Genomic DNA, 10499 nt, shown 5'->3' on the forward strand with positions numbered 1-10499 from the left:
CCGGCGTGACTGATGGTGCGATCGCGTTCGGCCCCGTGCTCGCCGTGGTCCTCGCCGTGCTGGCGATCTTCGGCGCGGCCGTGGTGCGGTTCGGGCAGCTGGGGCAGGGCAGGGCGGTGCTGTTCGCGGCCGCACGGGCCGTGGTGCAGCTCGCCGTCGTTTCGCTGGTGATCGTCGGCATCCTGAAGTCCGGCTGGCTGACCGGCGGATTCGTGCTGCTGATGTTCGCCATCGCGGCGGTCACCTCCGCGCGCCGGATCGGCGTGCCGAAGGATCTCGCGTGGGTCGCGCTCGCCATCGCGTCCGGCGTGGTGCCGGTGCTGACGCTCGTACTCGCGACCGGGGTGGTCCCGTGGCGGCCCATCGCGGTCGTGCCGATCGCCGGGATCGTCATCGGCGGCGCGATGTCCGCGACCTCCCAGGCCTCGCGGCGCGCGCTGGACGAACTCTCGTCACGGCACGGCGAGTACGAAGCCGCGCTGGCGCTGGGTTTCCTGCGGCGTCCGGCGGCGCTGGAAATCTGCCGCCCTTCGGCGGGGCAGGCGCTGATCCCCGCCCTCGACCAGACCCGCACGGTCGGCCTGGTGACCCTGCCCGGCGCCTACGTCGGTGTCCTCCTCGGTGGCGCCGGGCCGGTGCAGGCCGGGGTGACCCAGGTGCTCGTGCTCATCGGGTTGCTGGCCGCGGAGGCCGCCGCGGTCCTGGTCGCCGTGCACCTGGTCGCGGCGGGCCGGATCAGCCGAAAGGCGACTGAAGATGCGACGTGTCGTTGAACCGTCGCACCATCCAGTTGTCGCCGGAGACCACCAGGTGGGAGATCGAGCCGTTGTCCGCTCCGAGGAACGCGAAGCGGTTCTTCGCGGCACTCGCCTGCGCGAAGACCTCGCCGATGACGCCGCCGTGGGTGAACACGGCGATCCGCCTATCCGGGTTGGCCGCCGCGAGCCTGCCGATGGCCGCCCTGATCCGGCCGCCGAACGCCTCCATCGTCTCCGCGCCGGGGATGACGTCCCAGCGCTGCTCGCGCCACAACTGCTCGACGATGGGGTGACCTTCGTGGGTGTAGCGCCGGAAAAGCCCGTTCTCCCAGTCGCCGAGGTGGATCTCCCGCAGGTCGGCTTCGAGTTCCGGCGTGAGCCCGAGTTTCGCCGCGAGTGGCGCCGCGGTCTGCGACGTCCGGCGCAGTGTCGTCACGTACAACGCGGAGATCCGCTCGTCCGCCAGACGGCGGCCCACCCGCTCGGCGTGATCCCGGCCCTCCGGCGCGAGGTCCGGATCGGCCTGCCCGTCGACGAGGTCGAACGGCGCGCTGCCCTTCGCCGGGGCTGATTCCCCGTGGCGGACAAGGAAGAGCTCGGTCGACCCCGGCGGGGGCGAGAACCGGTGCTGGCGGTATTCGACTTCCTGCTCAGGGGTGCTCATACCCCGGACGATACCGAGCTAGCCCAGCTGTTTGTCGACGAAGCACCAGCGCCAGGTCTCGCCGGGCTCGTGGCTGCGCATCACCGGGTGCAGGGTGTCGTGGAAGTGCTCGGTCGCGTGCTTGCCCGGTGACGAGTCGCAGCAGGCCACGTTCCCGCATTTGACGCATTCGCGCAGATGCACCCAGGTCATCCCGTTCTCGACACAGACCGCGCATTCGCCGGGCGCATCGGGCTGGACTTCTGGCCAACTCTTGGTCAGATGCTTGCAGGAGCCCGCCGTCGCGGCGGGCGTGCGCAGTTCACGATCGGAGTCCGGCACGGTCTCCTCCTCCCTGTCCAGCATGGATTCCTCGATGTCGAGGCGTTCGAGGATCCGGCGCAGGACATCATCATCGGCCATGCCGGAGTCGCGCGCCTCCAGGAACTTCGCCCGTTCGACTTCGAGCAGTTTCAGCCGCAGGCGCCGATACGCGTCGCTCGGCGTCTCGGTCAGCGTGCTCTGCCTGCCGAGCTCCTCCCAAGCCGAATCGGATCGGTGCTGAAGGCGGCTGCGCAGGCGCTCGACGATGTCGTCGGGGTCGTCAGGAGTCCGGATCTTGTCCAGCTGCTCGATCGCGGCCCGCGTCATGTTGTTGAGCACGGCGGCCTCCTGCAACGCGTCTTCGGCGGGATCCGGCGGCGGCAGTTTCAGGCGCCGCACCAGCACCGGCAGCGTCGTCCCGTGCAGCACCAGCGTGCCGGCCACGACGACGAACGCGACCAGGACCAGCACGGCCCGCTGCGGGGTGTCGGCGGGCAGCACGAACGCCGCCGCGAGCGTGACGACCCCGCGCATCCCCGCCCAGGCGATCACCGCCGAGTACCGCCATGGCCAGGCGTGACGGCGGAACACCCGTCTCGCCAGGCCGATACCGGCCATCCAGACGATGCGGGTGACGATCGTCGCGGCGAGCGTGGCGGCGCAGATCAGCACCAGCTGGGACCAGCTCAGCCCGCTGTGGCCGACCTCGGTCATGATCCGCCGGACCTGCAGGCCGATCAGCAGGAAGACGATGTTCTCCAGCAGGAACTGGATCGTCTGCCAGTTCAGCCTGCTCGCCAGCCGGGACCGGCCCGAAAGCATGCTGGGCGCCTTGTGCCCGAGGATCAGGCCCGCGACGACCACGGCGATCACCCCGGAGCCGTGGATCGCCTCGGCGGCGATGTAGGCGACGAACGGAACCACCAGCGAAAGCGCGGTGTCGGTGACCGGGTCTTCGAGGTGGGTGCGGATCATCGCGGCGATCGCGCCGACGGCGACCCCGATCACCAGCCCACCGCCCGCGGCGAGCACGAAATCCCCGCCGACCTGCAGCAGGCTGACCGAACCCGCGATGGCCGCGATGGCGGTCCGCAGCGCGACCAGCGCGGCCGCGTCGTTGAAGAGGCTCTCGCCCTCCAGCAGCCGGGTCAGTTTGCGCGGCATGCCGACCTTGCGGGCGACCGCGGTGGCCGCCACCGCGTCGGGTGGGGCGACCACCGCGCCGATCGCGAGCCCGGCGGCGAGCGGCAGACCGGGGATCACCAGCCACGCCACGACGCCGACCGCGGCCGTGGTGAAGATGACGAGGCCCACCGACAGCAACAGGATGGGTCCGCGGTTGCGGCGGAAGTCGATCAGCGACGTGCGGATCGCGGTCGCGTACAGCAGCGGGGGCAGCAACCCCAGCAGGACGACCTCCGGGTCCAGTTCGTACTCCGGGACGCCGGGGACGTACGAGGCGACGACCCCGACGGCGATCAGGCACAGCGGCGCCGACCAGTCGAGTTTCCGCGCCGCGGCGGTGACCAGGAGGACGGCCACCACCAGTGCCACGAGTTCTACCGCGATCTCCACACCGCCCATCATCACCCGAGGGCTCCGGCGCGCGCGCACCGAGGCAGGGCTACCGCTGTTCGATCCGGACCAGGGTGCCCGCCGGGTCGCGGAAAGCGCAGTCACGGACGCCGTGGGGTTGGTCGATGGGTTCCTGGACGACATCGGCGCCGGTCGCCTGGATCCGGTCGAACGTCGCGTTCAGGTCCCGGGTGGCGAGCAAGATGGTCGCGTAGGTGCCCTTCGCCATCAGTTCGGCGATCGTGACGCGTTCCTCTTCGGTCAGCTCCGGATCGGCGACAGGGGACTGGAGCGCGATCGACGTCCGCGGCTGTCCCGGTGCGCCCACGAGGACCCGGCCCGGGTCTTCCTCACGTACTTCGAAGCCCAGGATGTCGCGATAGAAGGAAAGTGAAGCCTCGAGATCGTCGGCGGGGAGGAAGGACGCGTGAATCGAGAGGGTCATGCGACTCAAGGTAGGTCGGCGCGCGGAGGAGCCGCTTCTTTATTCCTGATCGGCCGCATGACCTGTTTGACGACGCAGCCGGGCATGCCGCGGCCGTCTTCCATCGCCTGTTTTCGGTAGGCGCTCGGCGACATGCCGACCAGCTCGGAGAACCGTGTGCTGAAGGTGCCCAGTGACGAGAAGCCGACGTCGAAGCAGACTTCGGTGACCGACATGTCCCCGCGTCGCAGCAGCATCATGGCCCGCTCGATCCGGCGGGTCATCAGGTAGCTGTAGGGCGATTCGCCGTACGCGGCCCGGAACTCGCGGCTCAGATGCCCGGCGGAGACGTGGACGCCCCGCGCCAGCGCCTCGACGTCGAGCGGTTGCGCGTAGTCGCGGTCGATCCGGTCGCGGACGCGTCGCAGCATGGCGAGGTCGCGCAGGCGCGGGTCGGGTTTGCCGGTCACCCGGGAAGCGTACGCCGAAAGGCCCCTTCGCCGGGCGGCGAAGGGGCCTTTGGCGATTCCCGTCCTAAAGGGTGATCTTGTCGACGTTGGGGCCGCCGTTCGCCGTGGTGGCGACCGCCTTGATCTTGTTCACCCCCGCCGCCAGGGTCACCCGGACGGTTTTCGTCGTCCAGGTCGGCCACGCCCCGGTTCCGCCGAAGGCGACGCCCGACGCACTGATCGAGCCGTTGACGGAGAAGTCCAGCGGGCGGCTGGTCGTCGTCCCGTTGGCGTACCGGACGACGACGTCGTAGGTGCCCGCCGCCGGTGCGGTGACGGTCCACTCGACCGAGCTGCCCGCCACGTTGTCGTAGTTGACGAAACCAGTGCCGGTGTAGCCGGCGTGGTTGGACTCCACCGCGCCCTGGACGATCGTGGCGTCCTCGGCCTGGTAGTCGACCGGGTTGCCCGGGCCGGGGCCGGAGCCATCGGCCGGAACGGTCTGCGTCCCGGTGTTCCAGCCGGAGACCCGCACCGAAGGCTTGGAGCCCTTGAGGTCGGCCGTGCGGTACTTCGCGGTCAGCGTGGTCGTTTCACCCGGCCACAGGCTCACCGCGTTGTCGTTCCACTCCACCGGGAGAACCGGCTTGCCCGCGGAATCCACCATGTGCGTGTCGACGTAGAACGCCGGGAGCTTGCCGCCCGAGGTGTTCTTCAGTGTCACGGTCGTGGTGGTGGTGCCGTCGGCACCGGCGACCGAGTTCGCCGTCGCGCCGACGGACGCCTGGCCGAGGTTGTTCAGCCCGGACAGATCCGCGAACGCCGACTGCGGGGTGTAGTACCAGTCGCTGGCGCCCCAGTTGAGCGTGTCCGCCTTGGTGGAGAGCCAGTACACGTTCCGGCTGACCTCCTTGCCGGACGAGTCGGTGAGCACCAGCTTCGCCAGATAGGTCGTCGACAGCCCGCTCACCGCCGGAACGGTGACCGCGGTGGCCTTGGCGCCCAGCGCGCCGACCGACAGCCCGGTCTTGGTGTTGCTGTACTTCTCCGTGCCGTCGAGGTTGTACAGCTTCGTGGTCGCCGTCAGCCCGCTCACCGCGTTCGACGTCTGGTTGATCACCACGACCGAGCGGTTGTCGTGCGAGTACTGGATGTGCAGCGGCTCGTTGGCCTTCTTCGCACCGTAGTAGGCGCCGTTCTGGTCCATGTAGGCGTCGAACAGCTGCCAGTGCAAGGAGGTCCACGGGCTGTTGAGCATCCAGTAGATCAACCCGGTCGACGGGTTCGTCGAGTCGGTGTAGTTGCGTGAGTGCGACTCGAACTCGGCGCGGACGTTCTCGTACTGCGCGAGCTGCGCCTTGCGCACGAAGTCGGTCAGGTTCGCCGACGCGCCGTACCGTTTGGTGAGCGCGTCACCGAACAGCTTCAGGTTCGCGAACGTGGACGACGAAGAACGGTGATACTGCGGTGCGGACGGGTCCTTCCACATCGTCTCCAGTTCGCTCGGCGACATCATCCGCTTCAGCGTGTCCATCGTCGGGATGTCGACGCCCGCGCTGGTCTCAGAGTTGAAGCTCCACGCGCCGCCACGTTCCTTTTGCGACTTGTCGTACCAGTAGACCGGCGGGACGTAGTCGTACGGGCCGTTCATCTTCATGCCGGACGCGCCCGTGATCGGGGACGGCCGCTTCGACGCCGACGGGATCACCGGGAGCGTGAAGTCCGCGGCCTTCATCGCGTCGAGGTAACCCTGCTCGATCCGCCGGTCCGGGGCGAAGTCGCTGCCGATGTGGAAGGAGATGACGCTCGGGTGGTCACGCAGGCGCTCGGCCTCGGAGAACATCGACGCCTTGGCGATCGGGTAGTCCGATTCGACCCAGGGTTCGCCCTTCTCCTCGCCGTTGACCTGGCCTTCCCACTTGTCACAGCATTCCCAGCCGGGCATCGTCAGCACGCCGAGGTCGTCGGCGAGGTCGAAGAACTCGTCCGGTTCGATGTGCCCTTCCAGCCGGACCGTGTTGAGCCCGAGGTTCAGCACGTACTTGAGCTTGTCGGCCGCCGCGGTCGCGTTCCAGCGCAGGAACAGGTCCGGTGTGTAACCGCCGCCCCTGATCAGGAGCGGTTTGCCGTTGACGCTGTACTGCCGACCGCCGCTGGAGTTCAGCGGCGCCTTGACGTCGCGGACACCGAACTTCGACTTCGAGGTGTCCGACGGCGTGCCGCCGACGCTCGCGGTCAGGTCGAGTTCGTACCGGTGCTGCGAGCCCATCCCGGCGGGCCACCAGAGGTTCGGCTTGTCGAGACCGACCACGCCGAAGGTGACGGTCTTGCGCTCCTTGGCCGCCAGCGAGACCGTCTGGCTGACCGGCTTGCCCGCCACTGTGCCGGCGACCGTGGTCTGCACCGCGTTCGCCGTGTCGTTGCGGACGTCGGCCTTCACCGTGAGGTCGGCGTGGTCGAGGGTCGAGTTCAGTTTCTGGACCACGTGCGCGCTGCGCAGCGCGACCGGGCCGCCGCGCCGGACGAGGACGTCACGGACGATGCCCATGTTCTGGTCCGGCGGGGTCTGCGCCCAGTCGATCCAGCCCATGGAGAGGTCGTTGTCGGGGTCGTTGGGGTACACCTTGAAGGCGACGCTGTTGACACCCGCGCGCACATGCGCGGTGATGTCCAGGTCGTGCCGCGTGTAGGCGCCGTTGACCTGGTCCTTCGTCGCGATCTTGGTGCCGTTGACCCAGACGTCGGCCTTCGAGAGCACACCGCTGAAGTCGAGATAGGTGCGCGACGAGGTGTCCTCGACGTTGAGGTCGGTGCGGTACCACCACGGCACGGCGAACTGTGCCGACGGGACGTTCTTCATGTTCGTCGAGTAGAACGGGTCGGCGTATTTACCGTTCTGCAGCAAACCGGCGTAGACCGTGGACCGCGACGACACCGGGTACCAGCCGGAGGTGGGGAAGCCCGGCTTCGACACCGCCGAATCGTCGCTGACCTGTGCCGAGGACTGGATCACGTAACCGGGGATCGGGGTGGCGTTGCCCGCGGCGGCGCCGACGGCCAGCGGTACGGCCACTTCCGCGCCGGTGGCGGCGGGAGCGGTGGTCACCCCGCAGACCGCGGCGGCCAGCGCGGTGACGGTCATGGCCAGTAACGGAATCCGGGTTCTCTTCTGCCGAAAACTCACGAGCGCGCCTCCTCGGGCACACGGCGGCGGACCTGGGGTGGATATCGTTAAGAAAGTTCCCTAACAATTGGGTGCGATAGTAGCCGTCCCGTCACCTGGGGAACAGACCCTCGTGAGGGGTTTGTCGGCAGCGAGTCGGACTCGGAGGAGGCGCGGCCACCTGGTCAGCTGACGGGCGCCACGTAGATCCACTTCCCGTCCACGCGGACGAAGTGGCTGTTCTCCTGCATGCTGTCGGCTCGGCGGTCCTGCCGGTAGTGGGCCCGGAACTCCACGGTGCCCTCGTTCTCCAGCAGGCCTCCCCCGGTCTTGCCGAGGATCTCCAGGAACGTCCAGCGCTGCCCCGGGTCCAGCTGAAGGTCCGACGGCCGGGTGTCCGGATGCCAGGTCCTGGTGAGGTACGCGGTGTCGCCCACGGCGAACGCGCTGAACCGCGACCGCATCAGGAGTTCGGCCGTCGGCGCTGTCGCGGTTCCCCGGTGGAAGCGGCCGCAGCAAGCGCCGTAGGGCTCGCCGAGGCCGCATGGGCAGCGGGATTCGTCGGTGATCGCGGGCACGACGGCGATTGTGTCATCGTGCCGCCGCGGCGGTTTCGAGGTCCCGTGCCTCCTTGAGCCAGCCGGTGAACAGGTCGGCGTCGATGTCGGCGAGCGAGCGCAGTTTGACGTGCGCCATCTGGCGAGCGCTCGCTTCCAGCTTGCCTGACTCATCGTTGACGAGCTGTCCCTTCCATAGGGCGAAGGTGACGTATGAGGAGTACGCCTTCATCAGGCAGACGAGGTTCTTTCCCGCGGCTTCGCCCGCGCTCCAGGTGGGGGAGCCGTGATACATCGCCTCGATGGAGCCCGGCAGGGCGGCGTTGACGATCGGGCGCAGCGCGGTCGCGACCTCGCGCAGGTCTTCGGGCAGGGCGGCGATGTAGTCGTCGACGTTCGCGAACTTGGCCATGACTGGGATCCCTTCGGTCAGTGTGCGATCAGCTAACCGTCCGAAGGCTCAAGTTGTCAAGACAAAAAAAATATTCGGTAGGCGGTGGCTTGGTCTCGTGCTTCCAGTGCAGAAGCCGGGAGGTAGGTCGCTCTGCTCGGCTATTGACGTCCTGCGGTCCGTTCGACAGCTGACGGTCAAGGTGCGGGGAATTCGACGGCGATCTCGACGGCTGTCTCCAGCGTCGCTTCGCTCGGCCGTCCGGCGACGCGAGCCGATTCGGCGATCACGACCAGCTTCCGGTCGAGGCGGGAGTCGTAGTCCTCGCCGGTGAAGCGTTCGCCGTGCTGTCCCTCGCCGAGGAGGGCGACATTGCCGGTGCCGTCCTTGTCGACGAGCCGTTTCAGGTCGGCTGTCTCGCTGGCCTTGGGCATCTTCACCCACGCGACGGACACGGCGATCTTGTTGCCGGACCCGTCATCGACCGTGACGAACATGCGGTCGAGATCGACGCAAGGATGGCGCAGGAAGAAACGCTGGACTTCGCCGAAGGAATGCGGGCCACACTTCAGTTCGCGCTTGGCGGTCTTCTTGAGCTGACGCCAGCCGAGGCGCTGCCATGCTTCGGATTGACGGCCCTTCTGCGCGGATTTCTTGCCGGAGGTTTTGCCTTTGAGGGCTTGGCTCGCGGCGGAATCGAGGGAAGCGGCGGTGCCGCCGCCCAGTCCGCTCCCGGCGGCCACGGCGACCCCCAACGCGGCCGCGCCAACGCCGTATTTGTACTTGATCCAGCGGCCATCCGGGCCACGTGGCTGATTCACCATGAGGCGTTCCGTCCCCTCCCAAGTCCGGAACGGTCGATCCTGCTCCGCGCTTCGAAGATGAAACGAGGGATCCCGCGCGAATACGCCCGAATGGCGCAGTGGGATTTCCGGTTCTCGCCGGAATTGGACAGTTCCCGTACTGGAGGCATGCCGAGGGGTCCGTCGCCGGTGTGGCTGGCGGGCTCCTCGGGTCATGCGGGGTTAAGCGGCGCGGTGGAGGGTGTCGCGCCGGGGTCTTCGTAACGGATCCAGATACTGGGGCGGTGTGAACTCGGGTAGCCCGTCGGCCGCCATCCGGACTTCCCAATCGCCGTGGTGAATCAGCCGGTGGTGGAAGCCACACAGCAACACCAGGTTCCGGAGATCAGTCGGGCCGCCGTCTGCCCAGTGATCAATATGGTGGGCGTGACAGTGCTTCGGCTGCCGATGGCAGCCGGGGAACGCGCATCCCCGGTCGCGGATGTTCAACGCGCGTCGTTGGCCGGGAGTGACGAACCGTCTCAGCCGTCCCACGTCGAGGGGTTCCCCAGCGGCACTGAGGACGATCGGCAGCATGAGGCAGTCGCAGGCGGCGAGCCGCGCTTCACGAGCGGTCAGGGCCCCGACGAAGTCCAGGCACGCGGTCCCGATCCCGGACTTGAGTTCTTCGAGCCCGATGGTGACATGGAGCAGGGTCCGATACCCGGAGGTGCCGGGCTGGTCCGGGCACGCGATCGCCAGATCCAGCACCTCCGCGAACGCGTCACCTTGGCGTTCGGCCTTGCTGCGCGGATCCGCCTGACCGACCTCATCGACCGGACGAGGCTTCGCGTAGGCGTCGAGCACAGCGGCGGTCCGGGCCCCGAGTTCGTCATCGAGGAGACCGGACAGCTTCCAGAACCCGTCTTTACGACGCTCCAGCGTGACTTCCCTCGACGGTGGGGCCGGTTCAGGATCCTTCGGCTCCTTGCCATCCGGGTCCAGCCAGCCCAGCACCTGCGCTTCGGCATCCGCCAGCTCCCGCGGCCCAGCCTTCCGGGCCAAAGTAGCGAGAGTCTTCTCCGCATACTCCCGATCCTCCGGCGACACCTCCGCCGGGATCTTCCCCAAAAACTCCAGAATCTGATCGATCCGATGATCCCCGATCGCCCCCTCAGCAGCCGCCGCAGCCGTCGCGGGAGCCACCGGAGGAACCTCCGTGCCATCCAACGCGCGAGTCGGATTCAACGCGATCGCGCGGCGCACGACCGGACCCGCCTCACGAGACGACAACCCCGCCACATCAGCAAACCACGCCACCGTCGAACCATAACCGTACAAGTCCTTGACACCACGAGACTCGACCTCCGCCAACAACTGCCCCAACCCAGCGGACGCCATCCGCATCACCCGCAGAAACTGCCGCACGCCAT

Annotated in this window: 10 protein-coding genes; 1 reads left to right on the plus strand and 9 read right to left on the minus strand. The window is 68.0% G+C overall.

What is annotated here, in order from left to right:
• The first annotated feature begins 5 nt into the window (after nt 1–5).
• Nucleotides 6–773 (plus strand): ABC transporter permease, encoded by a 768-nt coding sequence (locus tag AVL48_RS08825; protein WP_061986983.1) that lies wholly within the window; start codon nt 6–8, stop codon nt 771–773.
• Here AVL48_RS08825 and AVL48_RS08830 read toward each other — a convergent pair.
• The 9 genes from AVL48_RS08830 to AVL48_RS08870 form a co-directional block, all read right to left on the minus strand.
• The gene (locus AVL48_RS08830; protein WP_061986985.1) at nt 736–1422 is read right to left on the minus strand and encodes a histidine phosphatase family protein; all 687 of its coding nucleotides are present in this window, start codon (nt 1420–1422) and stop codon (nt 736–738) included. The two genes, AVL48_RS08825 and AVL48_RS08830, sit on opposite strands and share 38 nt — an antisense overlap.
• Before the next feature lie 18 nt (nt 1423–1440).
• Nucleotides 1441–3309 carry a Na+/H+ antiporter gene (locus AVL48_RS08835; protein ID WP_082857585.1) on the minus strand — a complete coding sequence of 623 codons (1869 nt, stop codon included), beginning with the start codon at nt 3307–3309 and terminating at the stop codon, nt 1441–1443.
• 40 nt (nt 3310–3349) lie between these two features.
• A complete protein-coding gene (locus AVL48_RS08840; RefSeq protein ID WP_061986987.1) occupies nt 3350–3745 on the minus strand; it encodes a VOC family protein in 396 nt (131 codons plus the stop codon).
• A gap of 5 nt (nt 3746–3750) precedes the next feature.
• Nucleotides 3751–4155 (minus strand): helix-turn-helix transcriptional regulator, encoded by a 405-nt coding sequence (locus AVL48_RS08845; protein ID WP_061987135.1) that lies wholly within the window; start codon nt 4153–4155, stop codon nt 3751–3753.
• A 103-nt stretch (nt 4156–4258) separates the two neighbouring features.
• Nucleotides 4259–7357 carry a glycosyl hydrolase 2 galactose-binding domain-containing protein gene (locus tag AVL48_RS08850; RefSeq protein ID WP_177242371.1) on the minus strand — a complete coding sequence of 1033 codons (3099 nt, stop codon included), beginning with the start codon at nt 7355–7357 and terminating at the stop codon, nt 4259–4261.
• 164 nt (nt 7358–7521) lie between these two features.
• Entirely contained in the window at nt 7522–7914 is a 393-nt protein-coding gene (locus AVL48_RS08855; RefSeq protein WP_061986991.1) for a YchJ family protein, read from the minus strand.
• A gap of 13 nt (nt 7915–7927) precedes the next feature.
• Nucleotides 7928–8305 carry a DUF1801 domain-containing protein gene (locus AVL48_RS08860; protein ID WP_061986993.1) on the minus strand — a complete coding sequence of 126 codons (378 nt, stop codon included), beginning with the start codon at nt 8303–8305 and terminating at the stop codon, nt 7928–7930.
• A 176-nt stretch (nt 8306–8481) separates the two neighbouring features.
• Complete coding sequence (locus AVL48_RS08865) at nt 8482–9108, minus strand: hypothetical protein (RefSeq protein ID WP_061986995.1); 627 nt, start codon at nt 9106–9108, stop codon at nt 8482–8484.
• A 201-nt stretch (nt 9109–9309) separates the two neighbouring features.
• A partial coding sequence (locus AVL48_RS08870) for an HNH endonuclease signature motif containing protein (RefSeq protein WP_063054091.1) occupies nt 9310–10499 on the minus strand: 1190 nt, incomplete at its 5' end.

The organism is Amycolatopsis regifaucium (assembly GCF_001613935.1).
In the GTDB taxonomy this organism is placed as follows: Bacteria; Actinomycetota; Actinomycetes; order Mycobacteriales; family Pseudonocardiaceae; genus Amycolatopsis; species Amycolatopsis regifaucium.

Excerpts from the sequence above, each read along its gene's own strand:
- AVL48_RS08830 (WP_061986985.1), bottom strand. The coding sequence starts at position 1,422 with ATGAGCACCCCTGAGCAGGAAGTCGAATACCGCCAGCACCGGTTCTCG.
- AVL48_RS08835 (WP_082857585.1), bottom strand. The coding sequence starts at position 3,309 with ATGGGCGGTGTGGAGATCGCGGTAGAACTCGTGGCACTGGTGGTGGCC.
- AVL48_RS08840 (WP_061986987.1), bottom strand. The coding sequence starts at position 3,745 with ATGACCCTCTCGATTCACGCGTCCTTCCTCCCCGCCGACGATCTCGAG.
- AVL48_RS08845 (WP_061987135.1), bottom strand. The coding sequence starts at position 4,155 with ATGCTGCGACGCGTCCGCGACCGGATCGACCGCGACTACGCGCAACCG.
- AVL48_RS08860 (WP_061986993.1), bottom strand. The coding sequence starts at position 8,305 with ATGGCCAAGTTCGCGAACGTCGACGACTACATCGCCGCCCTGCCCGAA.
- AVL48_RS08865 (WP_061986995.1), bottom strand. The coding sequence starts at position 9,108 with ATGGTGAATCAGCCACGTGGCCCGGATGGCCGCTGGATCAAGTACAAA.